The sequence below is a fragment of the bacterium genome (assembly GCA_020444325.1).
In the GTDB taxonomy this organism is placed as follows: Bacteria; Bacteroidota; Ignavibacteria; order SZUA-365; family SZUA-365; genus BM516.
Map to the genome: position 1 here is coordinate 1 of JAHLLD010000022.1, position 17,109 is coordinate 17,109.

Annotated in this window: 9 protein-coding genes; 4 read left to right on the plus strand and 5 right to left on the minus strand. The window is 55.4% G+C overall.

Annotated elements, in window-relative coordinates; translation table 11 throughout:
* The first annotated feature begins 289 nt into the window (after nucleotides 1–289).
* On the plus strand, nucleotides 290–1,630 hold the full coding sequence (gene gdhA / locus KQI65_17895; protein MCB2206618.1) for an NADP-specific glutamate dehydrogenase: 1,341 nt from the start codon (nucleotides 290–292) through the stop codon (nucleotides 1,628–1,630).
* 116 nt (nucleotides 1,631–1,746) lie between these two features.
* Here gdhA (KQI65_17895) and KQI65_17900 read toward each other — a convergent pair whose 3' ends face one another.
* Complete coding sequence (locus KQI65_17900; protein MCB2206619.1) at nucleotides 1,747–4,812, minus strand: histidine kinase; 3,066 nt, start codon at nucleotides 4,810–4,812, stop codon at nucleotides 1,747–1,749.
* Nucleotides 4,813–5,183: 371 nt separating this feature from the next.
* Between KQI65_17900 and gdhA (KQI65_17905) the strand changes: the two genes are divergently transcribed.
* Nucleotides 5,184–6,527: an NADP-specific glutamate dehydrogenase gene (gdhA, locus tag KQI65_17905; protein ID MCB2206620.1), complete on the plus strand. Its 1,344-nt coding sequence runs from the start codon at nucleotides 5,184–5,186 to the stop codon at nucleotides 6,525–6,527.
* Nucleotides 6,528–6,740: 213 nt separating this feature from the next.
* On the opposite strand, the gene KQI65_17910 is transcribed toward gdhA (KQI65_17905), so the two are convergent.
* Both KQI65_17910 and KQI65_17915 read right to left on the minus strand, forming a co-directional pair.
* Nucleotides 6,741–9,761 carry a histidine kinase gene (locus KQI65_17910; protein ID MCB2206621.1) on the minus strand — a complete coding sequence of 1,007 codons (3,021 nt, stop codon included), beginning with the start codon at nucleotides 9,759–9,761 and terminating at the stop codon, nucleotides 6,741–6,743.
* Nucleotides 9,762–9,768: 7 nt separating this feature from the next.
* Entirely contained in the window at nucleotides 9,769–11,055 is a 1,287-nt protein-coding gene (locus KQI65_17915) for a Glu/Leu/Phe/Val dehydrogenase (protein ID MCB2206622.1), read from the minus strand.
* A 236-nt stretch (nucleotides 11,056–11,291) separates the two neighbouring features.
* Here KQI65_17915 and KQI65_17920 point away from each other — a divergent pair, with 236 nt between their 5' ends.
* Nucleotides 11,292–14,465: a nucleotidyltransferase domain-containing protein gene (locus KQI65_17920; GenBank protein MCB2206623.1), complete on the plus strand. Its 3,174-nt coding sequence runs from the start codon at nucleotides 11,292–11,294 to the stop codon at nucleotides 14,463–14,465.
* 3 nt (nucleotides 14,466–14,468) lie between these two features.
* On the opposite strand, the gene KQI65_17925 is transcribed toward KQI65_17920, so the two are convergent.
* Together KQI65_17925 and KQI65_17930 are read right to left on the minus strand one after the other, a co-directional pair.
* Nucleotides 14,469–15,329: a metallophosphoesterase gene (locus KQI65_17925; GenBank protein ID MCB2206624.1), complete on the minus strand. Its 861-nt coding sequence runs from the start codon at nucleotides 15,327–15,329 to the stop codon at nucleotides 14,469–14,471.
* 9 nt (nucleotides 15,330–15,338) lie between these two features.
* Nucleotides 15,339–15,965 carry a hypothetical protein gene (locus KQI65_17930; GenBank protein ID MCB2206625.1) on the minus strand — a complete coding sequence of 209 codons (627 nt, stop codon included), beginning with the start codon at nucleotides 15,963–15,965 and terminating at the stop codon, nucleotides 15,339–15,341.
* Nucleotides 15,966–16,084: 119 nt separating this feature from the next.
* On the opposite strand from KQI65_17930, the gene nth reads away from it, so the two are divergent.
* Complete coding sequence (nth, locus tag KQI65_17935) at nucleotides 16,085–16,741, plus strand: endonuclease III (protein ID MCB2206626.1); 657 nt, start codon at nucleotides 16,085–16,087, stop codon at nucleotides 16,739–16,741.
* The last annotated feature ends 368 nt before the right edge of the window (nucleotides 16,742–17,109 follow it).

Below are 17,109 nucleotides of genomic sequence, written 5' to 3' on the forward strand. Positions count from 1 at the left end.
GGCACGCGGGAGTGCCTGCGGCACGCGGGAGTGCCTGCGGCACGCGGGAGTGCCTCTCAAGCGTCCCCGACGGAGTCGGGGACCCACGCGCTTCATCCCCGATGCAATCGGGGATGAAGCTCAGGCGCGACGCGGAGCGTCGCACCCGCGCGTCCCGCAGAGCGGGACGCTCCCGACCGCACTTTTTCCTCCGATTTTCTTTTTTCAGGGATTGGAAAATGCGTAACTTTGTGGAAGGGAGTTTCGTTCTTTTACAGGATTTCATCAGCAACTTTTGAGAGGAATCTCAATGGCTACCGCACTGAACGACTTCATGCAGGAAGTCAAAGGCAAGAACCCCGGCGAAGCAGAATTTCATCAGGCAGTTGAAGAGGTCGTGGAGACCCTTCTGCCGGTTCTTGACAGGCACCCCGAATATCGAAAAGCGAAAATCCTCGACCGACTCGTCGAGCCCGAGCGCGTCATCATGTTCCGCGTCCCCTGGGTTGCGGACAATGGTGAGGTGCGCGTCAATCGTGGATACCGCATCGAGTTCAACAGCGCCATCGGTCCGTACAAGGGCGGCTTGCGCTTTCACCCGAGTGTGACCCTCAGTATTCTCAAATTCCTCGGTTTCGAGCAAATCTTTAAAAACAGTCTCACGACGCTGCCAATGGGCGGCGGCAAGGGCGGATCGGATTTCGATCCCAAGTTCAAATCCAAAAATGAAATCATGCGTTTTTCGCAGAGCTTCATGAGCGAACTGTTCCGTCATATCGGACCGAACACGGACGTTCCCGCCGGTGATATCGGTGTGGGCGGACAGGAAATCGGTTTCCTCTTCGGGCAGTACAAAAAACTGCGCAATTCTTTTGACGGCGTGCTGACGGGCAAGGGACTCTCATGGGGCGGCAGCCTCATTCGTCCCGAAGCCACGGGATTCGGCGTGGTGTACTTCGCTGCCGAAATGCTGGCGACGAAGGGACAGAGCTTCGAAGGCAAAACCGTTGCCGTTTCCGGCTTCGGCAACGTCGCCTGGGGCGCAGTGACCAAGGTCAACGAACTGGGCGGCAAGGTTGTCACCCTGTCCGGTCCTGATGGCTACATCCACGATCCTGAAGGCATCACCGGCGACAAGGTCGAGTACATGCTCGAGCTGCGCGCCAGCAACCAGGACATCGTCGAGCCTTATGCCGAGCAGTTCGGTGTCGAATTCGTTCCCAACAAACATCCGTGGGAAGTGAAATGCGATATCGCCCTGCCCTGCGCAACGCAGAATGAACTGAATGCGGAAGACGCGAAGGCTCTGATTGCCAATGGCTGCCAGGTCATATGCGAAGGTTCGAACATGCCGACCACGGCCGATGCCGCACATCTCATCCTCGGATCCGATATCATGTATGGTCCCGCCAAAGCTGCAAACGCCGGCGGTGTTGCCGTGTCCGGACTCGAAATGACGCAGAACTCCATTCGTATGAGCTGGTCGCGCGAGGAAGTGGACAACCATTTGCATCGCATCATGAAGAATATCCACCAATCCTGCCTCGACGCGGCGGCCAATAATGGCCTCGCTGGCAATTACGTTGCCGGTGCGAATATCGCCGGTTTCACGAAAGTGGCCGACGCCATGCTTGCACAGGGCATCGTCTAATCCTCCTTCCTTCATGAATGCTCGCTTCACGCTCCCTCCGCGTGAAGCAAAAAACCCCGTCCTTTCGGACGGGGTTTTTATATTCCTTCTGAACGCACCTGCCGGGTCGAAGAACATCAGGAACCGAGGGGGTTGGCGATTTCCCTCATGGCGTCCTTGTTATACCTTTTCTCCTGTCCCGTGCGTTGCTTGAGAATAATGCCTGCACCGCTTTGACCGTCCACACGCACCTCCAACTCTTCCGGGGCACGGACGTGCCGGACAAATGGACCTTCCTCGACAACCTCCAGCGTGTTCAGCCATTCCCAGTCGATATAGTCTTCCTCACGGAAATGCCGCGTCGTGAAATAGGCAATATGAAACGACGTCAGGTTCTGGAAGAAATGCGACCCCTGCGAAGGATCTGGCAGCATGTTGGGCAAGGATGTTTCGACGATTGCCGTCGCACCCGATATGCCCGTGAATCGCACCGGGATGCCAAGCCACGGATCCGATGAACCCCAGCGGCCAGGACCAAGAAGCAGGTACGGCTTCTCTTCCGCAAGCAGCCTCTTGTTGTGCGCTGCAATTTCCCCTGCCATATCCATGGTCTTCGCACTGTCAAAACGTTCAGGCGGAACGTAGACGATATCCCGCAGAAAATATACACCGTTCCCGAGCACGTTTCCGCTCTTGAGCATCAACTGCGATTCATCGATAGCATCTTCACGCAGATCGACACTTCCTTCTTCCTTGACCATGGGTCGTACCTGCAGGAAATCAAACTCGGAAATGTCATCGAAGTGTTCGCCGAGTACGCCCGCGAACTCGATTTCCACCGGACAATTCATCGCGGTCTCGCAAAGTTTCATGAGCAGACGCAGCACTTTTGCAAGCGGGATGAACTCCGACTGCAGAATGGGCGCAAAGTTAATAACCCGCAGGCCCTTGCGAAATGTCCCTTCGTACAGCGTATCGTCCTCCGTCGAGTATGTCGACGCCAGGTACTCCAGCGTTCCGTGCTGCTCGGAAATTTTGGTGTCGAGCAAATCGAGGTTCTCATCCTCACTCGGCTTCTGCGTCAGGGGATCCGACTGCAGATTCAGGGCGAAAAATCGCTTCTGGGAATTGGAAAAATAATCCTTGCGCGTTGCAAACTGCGGAAGGATGGTCGGGTACTGGGGACAGAACTGCGCGCTGACACCGCCATCCACAATGGTTTTTCCGAGTCCCACCGCCAGGTTGACAATACCGTCCGACTGCCTTGCATCCCCGAAGGGGTAATAATTGAAGGACCGTGCCACACCTGAATAATGCGGGTAGAAATAGTTGTCGAAACTCTTCCCCGCCATTTCCTGGATGATAACGGCCATCTGCTCTTCTTCGATCCTATGGCCCGTCGCTTCGATATAGTTCTTGGCACTTTTCAGATACGTAGATGCATACACATACTTTATCGCATGCTCGAGTTCGCGGAAACGCACTTCCCTGTCATCGTTGCTGTTCGGCAGCATCACGGTTGCATAGATGCCGGCAAAGGGCTGGTAGAGCGTGTCTTCGAGCAGACTCGAGGATCGGATGGCCAGCGGTGTGGGAATCCATGCAACCAGCGCCCGGAGATCGTCTTCGATTTGCTCCGGGAAACGCGCTTCCATGAAGCGCGCCACAATATCCTCGTCAGGAATATTCTCCACCGCAATCGGCAGCAGTCCATTCATCTCCATAAACTGTGCAAACACCTCGGTACAGAGTATGGTGGACCGTGGGATTTTGATACGCACATTCGGGAAATACGAGGGGTGGAGATAATTCTTGAGAATATTGTCGATGAACGCGAGTCCACGCGCTTTCCCTCCCAGCGAACCACGTCCAATACGCAGGAAGGTGGCCGGCGAATCGAATTCGTCCTCGGAAAACTCGGCAATCATTCCACGCTCATCGAAAATCACAAGTTCGTCGATTTTGCGGATGATATAGGTGCGCAGCTCGTCCATTGACTTGAACTCGGTGATCTTCACGGGTTTGATTTCCGCCGCGAGGCGAAAGCGCGTGCGTGCTAGCAGCCAGTTGGAGAAATGGTCGTGCGATGCATGGAAGCGCAGTGATTCCTCAGGCACGCTGCGCAGCTTCTGCCGCAGCTGACGGATGGTGCGCGCACGGTCGACCTCCTCCCCGTTCGGATAGCGGAAGACAAAATCGCCGAAGCCGAAATTGTTCAGCATGAAATCCCGCACTTCCTGCAGGAGGGTACGCGAGCCCTTGTTGGCGAAGGCCGCGTTGAGGTTCAGGATTTCCTGGCGCAGATCCTCGCGCGACGACTGCACGAGGACAGGGAGCTCAGGACATTTTTCGCGCACACGGCGGATGTATTTGATCCCCGCCCTGTCATCTTCCTTCCCTTCAATGGGGAATTTGATATCGGTGATGATGCCGAGCAATTCCTTGCGGTACTTGTGGAAATAGCGCCAGGCTTCCTCGAAATTTGTGGCGTGAAGGATTTTCGGACGCGCGCGCTGGCGCAAGAGTTTCTCGGCAAAGTTTTTTCCCTCCTCGATCAGCATTTGTCCCTGCTTGATCAGCTCGGTGTATATGAGCGGGAGAAACGAGGAATAAAACTGGGGGGAATCCTCCACGAGAATAATGGCCCGCACGCCGAAATCGTTGCAGTCCGTGCGCGCGTTCATCCAGTCCTCAAGCAACTTGATAATGGCCAGGAAAAGTTTGCGGTCCCCAGACCAGATGAACACACGGTCAAACAGGTCGATGGCTCCGCGATTGAGCAGCACCTGCAGCTCCTTGCTCTGATATCCGAGCAGTGCAACAGGAATATCCTTGTTCCGCTCCTTCGCGGCGCTGCAAAACGCCTCGAGGCTCATGTCACCAAGACGCATCATAGTGATCACGAGATCGAACTGATGCTGATCCAGTGCTTCGAGAGCGGCTTCGCCTGAATACACGCGTGTGATCGAGGGGGCATAGTGCAGGTTCAGTTCCAGGTACTCGCTGAAGATTGCTTCCGTCAGCTGACCGTCATCGACAAGAGTGTAGAAATCGTATCGGCTGGAAACGAGAAGGATGTTGTTGACACGAAAACGCATCAGGTCTTTGAAATCGAGATCGTGAGGACTGATGTCGCTGCTCGAAAACCCCGATTCGATGATAAGATCCCGTAGCTCGTCGCGTTTGATGCGTCTGCGTTTCATATGCCGCCATCCGTGATGATACAACTGCTACAAAGTACGTTCGAGCCCCAGTGCGCGCAAGCCAACAGATCAAAAAGCCCGGGGATACCTCCCGGAAGTATGCATTTTCTGCATATTTTCGCTCCCATCACGCTGTAGGGTATTCCCTACAAAATGCAGAGTAATACCCCTACAATACGATTCTGCCAATCATCGTAGTTTTGACCCAAAGCATTCAGGGTCTTATTCCCTTTTTTTCACAGTCTGACCGCCCTATTTGAGAATTTCCCAGCTATCGACAACGACGTACAGCATTGATATGGCTAACGTTCAGAGTAGTTCTGATCATTGCCCCCTTCACTTCACCACTCAATAGTTACAAGGAGTGTTCCATGTCAACCGCATTAACCGAATTCATGAACGGGGTCAAGGCGAAGAATCCCGCCCAGCCCGAGTTTCACCAGGCAGTGGAGGAAGTCATCGGCTCGCTGTTACCCGTAGTCGATAAGCATCCGGAGTTCCGCAAAGCAAATATCCTGGAGCGGATCGTGGAGCCAGAGCGTGTCATTATGTTCCGCGTCCCCTGGGTAGACGACAATGGCGACGTCCAGGTCAACCGTGGATATCGTATTGAATTCAACAGCGCAATCGGTCCCTACAAGGGCGGCCTCCGTTTTCATCCGAGCGTGAATCTCGGCATCCTCAAGTTCCTCGGTTTCGAGCAGGTCTTCAAGAACAGCCTCACAACGCTGCCGATGGGTGGTGGCAAGGGCGGATCGGATTTCGATCCGAAGGGCAAGTCTGACAACGAAGTCATGCGTTTCACCCAGAGCTTCATGAGCGAGCTTTTCCGTCATATCGGACCGAACACTGACGTTCCCGCCGGCGACATCGGTGTGGGCGGCCGTGAGATCGGTTTCATGTTCGGCCAGTACAAGAAGCTCCGCAACGCCTTTGAGGGCGTGCTCACCGGTAAGGGCCTCAGCTGGGGCGGCTCCCTGATTCGTCCGGAAGCCACCGGTTACGGCGCTGTGTATTTCGCACAGAACATGCTCGCCACGCGTGGCGAAAGCTTTGAAGGCAAGACGGTCACCGTTTCCGGTTCCGGTAACGTGGCGCAGTACGCCGTCGAGAAGGTCAACGAGCTGGGCGGCAAGGTCGTGACGCTCTCCGACTCCGGTGGATACATCGTCGACAACGATGGCATCAGCAAGGAGAAGTGGGAATTCGTCATGGATCTGAAGAACAACCGCCGTGGCCGCATCAAAGAATACGCCGATCAGTTCCCGAACGCCGAATACTATGAAGGTACGGGCGTGTGGAAGGTTCCGTGCCAGGTCGCACTGCCCTGCGCCACGCAGAACGAACTCAACGGCGACGATGCCAAGACGCTGCTCGAGAACGGCTGCTACGTCGTTTCTGAAGGCGCCAATATGCCGAGCACGCCGGACGCCGTGGATCTCTTCGTCGAGAAGGGCATCCTTTACGGACCGGGCAAGGCAGCCAATGCCGGTGGTGTCGCTGTTTCCGGACTCGAGATGAGCCAGAATTCCCAGCGCATGGGTTGGACTCGCGAGGAAGTGGACGGCCACCTCAAGAACATCATGAAGAACATCCACGACGCTTGCGTCAACGCCTCGGAAACCTATGGTACCCCGGGCAACTACGTGAACGGCGCCAACATTGCCGGCTTCCTCAAAGTCGCCGACGCAATGATGGCTCAGGGCATCGTGTAAGTAGCGAAAATGAGAGAAGGCTTCGGCCTTCTCTCATTTTCACGCCTTAGCTCCGCCTGACGGCGGAGCTACATAGCTTTTCGGTGCCTTCGGCACCTTCAAGCGCAGGAGTCCCGCTTCGCGGGACGGATGAAAAAGAGACACTCCCGCCACAGGCGGGAGTGTCTCTTTTGTTTATGATATCTCCGTGAACAGCCGTTACAATCCGCGAGATCAGTGATCTCCCTGCTTGAACGGAGTTTTCAGCACGACGCCCTGACCGCTCTGTCCATCGACGATGATTTCCATGTCTTCTTCAGCGCGGACATGCCGGAGGTATGTGGTCTCGGCCACGGCGGGAAGTGCAGAAAGCCAGTCCCAATCGATACTGTGTTCTTCGTTGTAATGCCGCAGGGTGAAGTAGGTAATGCGGAAGGACGTGAGATTCTGGAAGAAATGGGATCCCTGCGAGGGATCAATGATCATGTTCGGCAGACTGGTTTCGACAATTGCGGTGGCAGCTGAGATGTCGGAGAAACCGACAGGGATGCCGAGCGAAGGATCGGAAGAGCCCCAGCGTCCGGGACCGATAAGGAGATACGGCCGCCTGGCGGCGAGGAGGTCTGCGTTGACCTCATTTATCTCCCGAACCATCTGACGCGTTTTCATTGCATCGAAGGTTTCCGGTTTGATGTAAATCACGTCGCGCAGACGTTTGCTGCCATTTCCCAGTGTCTGTTCACTCTGAAATACGATACGTTCCTGGTCGATGCTGTCGAGATCGACATTGAAATGTCCCTCCTGCTTGACCATGGGACGAAGCTGGAGAAAACTGAATTCAGCGGGCATGGGACTGTTCTTACCCAGTTTGACGGCGAACTCAATTTCTACCGGACAGTTGACTGCGGTTTCACAGATGCTGATAAGCAGTCTGACCGCCTGGTTGAGCGGGATAACCTCGGATTTGAGCAGTGGGGCGAACGTAAGGATCCGCGGGCCGCTCCGTCTGATGCCCTCGTACAGCCGGTCATCCTGTCCGACATAGGTCGACGCGCAGTAATCGAGTGTACCGTGCTGCTCTGCATCCGCGAGATCGAGTTCGACAAGATGCTGATCTTCGTTCGGATATTTGCGCACGATGTCCGATTCGAGGTCGAGTGCGAAATATTTGAGCTGCGAGTTGTGAAAGAGATCCCGCGTTGTGCCGAACTGCGGGTAGACCGTCGGATATGCCGGGCTGTATTGCAGGCTCGTCCCTCCCTCGACAATGGTTTTCCCGAGTCCGAGCGCAAGATTGACCACCCCGTCTTTCTGCGTCGCCTTCCCGAAGGGATAGTAATTGAAGGATCGGGCCACACCCGAAACATGCGGATAGAAATACCGTCCATGCCGCTCGCCGACCATCTCCTGAATGATCACCGCCATCCGCTCCTCTTCGATACGGTTGGAGGTGGCTTCGATGTAATTCTTGGCCTGGCGGAAGTATGTCGATGCGAAGACGTATTTGATCGCCTGTGTCAGATTGTGGAAGCGTACCGAAGGATCGGGACTGCTGTTCGGAATCATGATCGTCGCATAGATTCCAGCGAACGGCTGGTACATCGCGTCTTCGAGCAGAGAGGACGAACGCACAGCGATCGGGAAACGGGCCTTGTCGAGAATTGCACGGATGTCTCCGATCACAGTCGCAGGAAGCGCAGCCGCGAGGAAAGCACGCAGGATTTCCTGGTCTGTCACGTTCTGCACAGCAAGCGGGAGCAGATTGTTCTCCTCGATAAACTGCGCAAAAACGTCAGTGCCCAGTACGATGGTTCGTGGAATGGATACACGGACACCGGGGAAGTAATCCGCCGAGAGATATTTTCGCAGGAGATTGTCCGTGAACGCGAGACCACGGCCCTTCCCTCCAAGCGATCCGCTGCCGATACGAAGGAAGGTGTCTTCCGGGTCGTAGTCGCTGCGTGCAAAATCCGTGATAACGCCTTTCTGATCCTGGATGAGATGGTCACTGATTGCTTTGAGCAGGTAGCTGCGCAACTCCTGGGCGGACTCGAATTCCGAGACCTTCACCGGTTTGAGCTTATTGCTCAGTTCGAAGCGCGTGCGGGCTTTGAGCCAGTTACTGAAATGATCCCGAGCAGCGTGGTAGAGAATCGACTCTTCAGGGACGAAGCGCAGCTTGTCTTTGAGTTCGCGCATGTTGCGCGCATGAGCCACTTCGCTTCCATCCGGTGTGCGGAAGATAAAATCACCGAAACCGAAATTGTACTTCATAAAGTCGCTCAGCGACTGCAGCAGCATTCGCGAATTCTTGTCCGCAAAGGTAAAACCTTCCTGCTCCAGCTTCATCTGCATGACGGTATTGGAAGATTGCACGAGTATCGGCAGCTCAGGATGCACTTCCCGCACCGCCCGCGCAAACTTCAATCCCGCTTCCTCCGACATCTCCCCTTTCCGGGAGAAACGCATGTCGGTAATGATACCGAGCATGGTATCACCGTATTTCCTGTGAATGGCTGCCGCCTCTTCATACGAGGTGGCAAGAAAAATCTTCGGTCGTGCACGCTGACGGAGCAGCTTGTCCGCAAAGTTTTTTCCTTCCTCAATCAGGTCCTGTACCTGCGTGATCAGTTCTGCATATATCAGCGGGAGATAGGACGAGTAGAACCAGGGACTGTCCTCCACCAGCAAAATCGTGCGCACGCCGAATTCCAGGCAGTCGACCGGTGCGTTGCGGATATCCTCGAGCAGCTTGATGATTGCCAGGAAAAGCTTGCGGTCACCCGACCAGACAAACACATTATCGAAGTTCGCGACGTCCATGGACTTCATGAACATGTCGAATTCCACCGACTGGAACGACAGCAGCACCATGGGCAGATCCGGATGCTGACGTTTGAGATTGCCGCAGAATGAGGCCAGGTCCATATCTCCCAGCCGGAGCATGCTGATCACGAGATCGAAGTCCTGTGATTCGAGCAGGCGAAGCGCCGCTTCCCCACTGTTTACCCTGGTGATGTGCGGGGCATAATGCAGGTTGAGTTCGGAATACTCATTGAACACCGCCTCGGTGAGTTGTCCGTCTTCTACCAGTGTGTAGTAGTCATAGAGACTCGACACCAGCAGAATGCGGTTGATGCGGAAATTCATGAGGTCCTTGAAATCCAGCTGATGCGTTTTCGGGATGGTCCCGTCCACACCGAAATGATGAATCAGCTGGGTAACCTCGTCGTCCTGTGCATGATACGGAAGCATGAAGTTTTCACACCCATCCGCGCATTTTACATGCCTCAGCGACACGCGCGACCGCGATCATATAGGCAGCCTCACGCATGGGAATATTTCTGCGATGTGCCAGCTGGGAAACAGCGTAATATGCATCGGTCATCTTCGTATCGAGCTTGCTGATCACCTCGTCGCGTGTCCAGAAGTAATTCATGTTGCTCTGCACCTGCTCGAAGTAGCTGCAGGTAACCCCTCCGGCGTTGGCAAGGAAGTCAGGAATCAGCCAGATATTCTTCTCGCGGATAATCTCGTCACCCGGGGGCGTGGTCGGACCGTTCGCACCTTCGACAATCACTTTCACGCTGGTGCGGATCGCGGGCGCCGTGTCGCGGTTGATCTGATTTTCCATCGCCGCGGGCATCAGCACATCAACTTCCTGCGCAATCCAATCATCGCCCGGAAGCACTTCATACCCTGCGCCAGCTGCCTTGTCCCGACTGATCTCGCCGTAGCTGTTGGTCATCGTCCGCAATTCCTTCAAATCGATGCCATCTTTCTTTCTGAAGCAGAACGCAGCCTGTTCCTTCTGATCCCAGCTCGACACGCAAATCACTTTCCCACCGTAGGAATGAAAAAGTTCGATCGCATGCTGCGCGACGTTGCCGAAACCCTGTACCGACGCGGTGCTTTCGTCAAGACGCATTCCGAGTTCGCCCAACGCTTCGCGCAATACGTAAATGACGCCGAACCCCGTCGCTTCCAGCCTGCCCAGCGACCCGCCGAGCCCGATGGGCTTTCCCGTGATGAAACCGGGCGCCTTGTGTCCGACCAGCTGCTCATACTCATCGAGCATCCAGAGCATGTGCTGTCCCGAAGTCATCACATCCGGTGCAGGCACGTCACGATCAGGTCCGACAGAATCGACGATTTTACGCACCCAGCCGCGGCAGAGCGCTTCCTGCTCACGCATGGAAAGATTGTGCGGATCGCAGACGACACCACCTTTGCCGCCACCGAGCGGAATGTCGACCACGGCGGTTTTCCAGGTCATCCACATCGACAGCGCGCGCACGGTATCGACGGTTTCCTGGGGATGGAAACGGACACCGCCCTTACAGGGACCCCGTGCGTCGTTGTGCTGAATGCGGAAGCCACGGAATACCTGATAGCTGCCGTCATCCATGCGGATGGGAATGTTGAAGTGCAGTTCGCGATCGGGCACGCGCAGAAAATTGCGCGTCGCCTCATCGAGTCCGAGCTGCTCGGCAACACCGTCGAACTGCTGTTGTGCCATGCGATAGGGATTGAAGGATTCACCGCTCATGTGTACTCCGCGTGAAAGTGTTCAGGACCTGCAGGCAGGGATGGCCAGGACCTCAGGCTCACGCCCTCCCTACCGTTCAGGCAAAGTACGTCATTTCGCTCGCATACTCAATTCGTACCGCGATATCCGTTTCATGGAATCGCACCCGCAGTTTGCGCTTTCCCCTTGCCGGAGCTTTCACTATTTTTTGAGCGAAACAGCAGCAGGACCGCGAATCATCAGCCGGGCAGCATGGAATGAAGAACAAGGAAAAATCTCTCGGGGACCTTCTTTACGCACTGGGCGAACGCGCAAAAGAACTCAATTGCCTCTACCATGTCGAAGAAGTGCTGACCGGAAAGGATGAAGACCTGGACGGCGTGTTTGAGGGTGTCATCCGGGCGATTCCACCGGGCTGGCAATTCCCGGATATCTGCCGCGCGCGCATAGTCTTCGGCAAGCGCAGCTATACCTCCGAGGATTTCTCCGAAACACGCTGGAAACTGCGCAGCGACATCGTGATCCAGGACAAGATCGAAGGACGCATTGAGGTATTCTACACGAGCGAAGTGGGACCGGCGGACGAAGGGCCCTTCCTGCGTGAGGAGCGCAAACTCATCAATACCATCGCGGAGCGTCTCGGTCACCATATCCTCCATCATCGCCTGAAGAGCGCGTTCAACGAATGGCAGGGACTCAAAGAACAGCTCGCCGAGAAAAAACGCGAGGAGTGGAAAGTCATCCTTGAGATGCTGCGGCGAACGGATCAGTCGCTCTATACACGCATCTCGCGGAAAATGCTCAACCGCCTCTGCTGGGCTGGCATTCGTACGGCATGCGACCTGATGCAGCGATTCAGCGCACGGCTCGAACAGGTAGACGTTTTCAGTGAGAGCAACCGTCCCAGGCAGCGGGAACAGCTGCATGATTTCATCGCATCCAGTGACGAAATCTTTCAGATCGCGGCGGAACATCTCAGCGGTGATGACATCCTGATGCTGATCCAGAAATGGATCAAGGACGACAAGGCATCCTTCCTCGTCAATACGGTCGAGAACCTTGACACAACACTGTCGGAAATCGTGGATGCACTGGGACGCTATTATCACATTTTTCCGGAAGGGATCGAACTGTCGCCAGCCACGGAGAAGGGACTGCGGGTTTCCCTTATCCGCCGCTTCTTTACCGACCAACTGCCCTACATCAGTGTCGCAAAGAATTTCCTCGGCGTGCACGATTTCTTCGAACTCACGCGACGAACCATCTTCCATCAGAAAAGCCATGGACGACTCGGCGGGAAGAGTTCAGGACTTTTCCTGGCGTGGCACATCCTCAAGCAGGATGCCGCGGAGACGGGACGTTTTCAGGACATTCGCATTCCACGAACCTGGTATATCACCTCCGACGGCATTCTGAATTTCATCCACTACAACAATCTCGAAGAAGTCTTCAATCAGAAGTATCACGAGATCGAACAGGTGCGCGAGGAATACCCGTCCATCATCCAGGTGTTCAAGAATTCGTATTTCTCCCCTGAATTGATGAAGGGACTTTCCGTCGCCCTCGATGACTTCGGCGACAATCCGCTCATCGTGCGGAGCTCAAGTCTGCTCGAAGACAGCGTGAATGCCGCGTTCTCCGGGAAGTACAAAAGCCTCTTCCTCGCCAATGCCGGGAGCAAACCTGAACGCCTCGCCGCCCTGCTGGATGCCATCGCCGAGGTGTACGCCTCCACCTTTGGTCCCGATCCGATCGAGTACCGGGCGGAACGTGGACTTCTGGATTTCCATGAAGAGATGGGCATCATGATTCAGGAAGTGGTTGGCGCCCGCGTGGGCAAATACCTGATGCCTGCCTGGTCGGGTGTTGCGTTCAGCAACAACGAATTCCGCTGGTCTCCCCGCATCAAGCGGGAGGATGGATTGATACGGCTGGTACCGGGACTCGGGACTCGGGCGGTAGACCGCGTTGGAGACGATTATCCCGTGCTGCTCGCTCCGGGACAGCCGTCCCTGCGCGTCAACGTCACGCCCGATGAGATCGTGCGTTACTCACCGAAGAAAATAGATGTCATCAATCTCGAGAAAGAAACCTTCGAGACCATCGACATCCTCGACCTGCTGCGGGAGGCCGGGAACGACTATCCGAACATCAACAGCGTCGTGTCGCAGTTCGACGGACACAGTATACGCCGTCCCTTCGGCTTTGATCTCGATTTTGAACGCGACACGTATGCAGTGACCTTTGACGGACTGATTAACGGCAGCGGCTTCGTCCGCGAAGTGCATGACATGCTGAAATTGCTGCAGGAAAAAATCGGCACGCCGGTGGATATTGAATTCGCCAGCGACGGAACGCATCTGTATATCCTGCAATGCCGCCCGCAGAGCTTCACCCGGCATAACGTCCCCGCCCCTATCCCGCAGGACATCAAGCGGGAGCAACTCGTTTTCACGGCAAACCGATTTATTTCCAACGGGCTGCTTCCGGAGATCACCCATGTCGTGTACGTCCACCCCCAGCGATACGCCGAACTTCATGAGCGCAATCAGCTCGTGACCGTGGGACGCATCGTCGGGAAACTCAACAAACTGCTTCCGAAACGGCAGTTCGTGCTTATGGGACCGGGACGCTGGGGCAGTCGTGGCGACATCAAGCTGGGCGTAAGCGTTTCGTACTCGGAGATCAACAACACCGCCCTTCTTGTCGAACTCGCGCGGGAACAGGGCGGGTACACGCCCGACCTCTCTTTCGGCACCCATTTCTTCCAGGACCTGGTCGAAGCAGGGATACGCTATCTCCCCATTTATCCCGACGACGAAGGCGTCGTGTTCAACGAGAGCTTTCTCACGCACAGCAAAAATATGCTCGCCGACCTCCTTCCTGACTACGCAGAGTATGCCGACTGCGTGTTTGTCGTGGATGTGCCGCAGGGCAACGACGGCAAAGTGCTGCGCGTACTCATGAACGCGGATCTTGAACAGGCCGTCGGCTACCTGGATGAGCCAAGGGAGGTTCCTGCCGTCACGCAGGAATACGCCGCGCTTCCACAGGGCAGCGAGGATCACTGGGAGTGGCGTCAGCGTATGACAGACCGCCTCGCAAATGACATCGACCTCAAGGACTTTGGCATCAAGGCGCTGTACCTGTTCGGCAGTACGAAGAATGGAACTGCGGGCCCTTCCAGCGACATCGATCTGCTCGTACACATCGATGCCAGCCCGGAGCAACGCAGCAGGCTTGAGAGCTTCTTCCTGGGTTGGGGCACGAGCCTGGCGGAAACGAATTTTCTGCGCACGGGCTATCAGTCAGACAACCTGCTCGACGTGCACTACGTCACCGATGAAGACATCGCAAAAAAAAGCAGCTACGCCGTCAAGATCAGTGCCGTCACCGATGCAGCACGGCTGCTGCGCAGTGTGTCTGAATAAGCTCTAGATCAATTCCCTTGTGGCTTCGGAGGGGGCGGCAGGGTCGAAACGCACCAGCGCCAGTTCTTTCCCGCGATGAGCGGCGGAATACATCCAGGTATTCCCCAGCTGCTGTTTCCACGATCTGGTCAGTGCAGCGGATTCGTGTACATGTCCATGCAGCGTAATCAACGGCTGCCTCTCTTCTATCAGCCTGCGGATGGCGATGCTGCCGACATGCACATCGAGCGGCACATGATCCACCGTCTTGCCGTCCAATGCCGCCCTATCGAGCGAAGTCTGATATGGAGGCGAATGAAAGAGCATGATGGTGCGGGACAGATCCCGTTCGCCGGTTAGCGCCGCGAGGTCGTCTGCAATCGTACCGTACCGGATCGCATGCGGATCGGCAGCAACACTGCGCCGGCCTGCTTCCGGGGAAATACAGCCGGGATCGACGAAGCGCGAAACATCGTAGCGCTCCCAGTCTTTAAGCTGAAACGGCGTCGGTGGAACGCAGGAATATCCGCAAACTGCATACGGTTCCCAGGAGAAATATGCAGAATGTGCATATTTCCAGAGTCCTTCAGCGTTCTCATCCTGAAAACGCGCTTCCAGTTTTCGCGCATCATCGTTTCCGAGTATGAGAAAAATCGAGGGATAATCCTCCCCCAGCTGTTCCCGCAAGGTGCGCAGCTGAGGCTTGAAGAAATCGTGCAGGAAATCCCCTCCCGGTGGATACAATCCCTCAGCCGAAGGTGCGGCCGATGGCAGCAGATCACCCCCGAAAAACACTGCAGCAGGACGATCGCTTGCAATACGCGAGAAGAGCATATGATACCGATGTGCATGCCCGTGCAGGTCGGCTACGAAGAAACACTGCATACTGTCGGCTCAGCGTCGAAAGACAAAATAGTAGTGCATCGAGAGCAGGGCCCAGGAGAAGCCGTCGTTGTCCGCACCACGTGTAATCATGTCCCAGTCGTCCGAGGTCGTATATGTGACGCCGAACAGCGCCCGAACACCGAGACGACGCCAGGAAATGATTTCGACGCCCAGGGCGCCGCTGTAGGCAAACTGCCAGCTGGACGGAAGCGAAAACATTTCCCGCGCGATACGCTGCTCCGGATATATGTTTACCGCGCCACCGCGTACCTGGAAAATTGGAAACACGCTGCCCCGAAGAGCGGGGATTCGCAGTTCGAGGAGTACACCGGCGTTGAGGAAATCCGTGTTCGACTCGTACTCATCGAGCGTCGAACGGAGCACGCCGCCCCCCGCATAGAGTCCCACCGCGGCATTGCGATGCAGAATGTATGAGAATTCAACATTGCCGATGGGACGAAAATGATAATTCTGGCTTTCCTTCGTGAGGTCGCCACCCAGCACCCCGAGTCCGGCCTCAAGACCCAGGCGCATCGAATGCAGACGCGGTGCAAAAGGATATCCGCGCAGCTGTGCCTGGGCCTGCACCATGCACAACGATGAGCAGAGGAGAACGAGGAGAAAACAGCGTTTCATAAAAATACCGTACATTGACTCCAGTGAAGATCCATGCTGCTTCGCGACGAGGGCAGACCGGCGAGACGCATATTGATAGTTGAAAAGTATACTAAAATCCGCCAATGACAGCAAAGAAGATGTCCCTCTTCCACACGGAATCGGATAAGGAAAAAAAGGCACGCATGCGCAAAATTCTCCGTGCGCTGCGCAAGGATTTCCCGGTTCCCGCCTGTGCGCTTCTGCACGAAAACCCTTTTCAGCTGCTCATAGCCACCATTCTGTCGGCACAGTGTACTGATGAGCGCGTGAACATGGTGACACCCGATCTTTTTGCGCGCTACCCCACCGCGGAAGCCATGGCCGCTGCGGATCAGGAAGATATAGCGGAAATCATCCGCAGCACGGGCTTTTTCCAGAACAAATCCAAAAACATCAAAGCCTGTTGCCAGGTCCTGATGCGTGAACATAACGGACGCGTCCCCTCAGCAATGGAAGAACTCGTGGCACTCCCTGGCGTTGGCCGGAAAACTGCGAATGTCGTGCTCGGCAACGCATTCGGCGTCCCCGGCTTCCCGGTCGACACACACGTCAAGCGTATCAGCAACCTGCTCGAGCTCACGGACTCACAGAATCCCGAAATCATCGAGCAGCACCTCTGCTCCATCACCCCGAAGAAAGAATGGACCGATGCCAGTCATCTCTTCATTCTCCATGGACGCAAAACCTGCATCGCCCGCCGCCCAAAATGTACCGAGTGCATCATCGCCCCTCTGTGCCCCTCCGCAGGGATATAGGAACACGGACAAAGCGGATAACACGAATCAGTGGGAACACGAACGAAGCGGATAGCACGAATCAGTGGGAACACGGATTTTCACGGGTATCACTGATTTTCACGGAAGAGGGGGGAAAGCCGAATTTGTAGACTTTTGTGCCAGTTGATTCAACTCTCGAAAACAACTACCACAGATGCTTACAAACTCGGCTATCACACTCCTCCGTGAAAATCCGCAGAAATCCGTGAGAACCGTGTTCCCATTGATCAGTGTCGTCCGTTTTGTCCGTGTTCCCACTGATCAGTGTCGTCCGTTTTGTCCGTGTTCCCATTGATCAGTGTCGTCCGTTTTGTCCGTGTTCCCACTGATCAGTGTCGTCCGTTTTG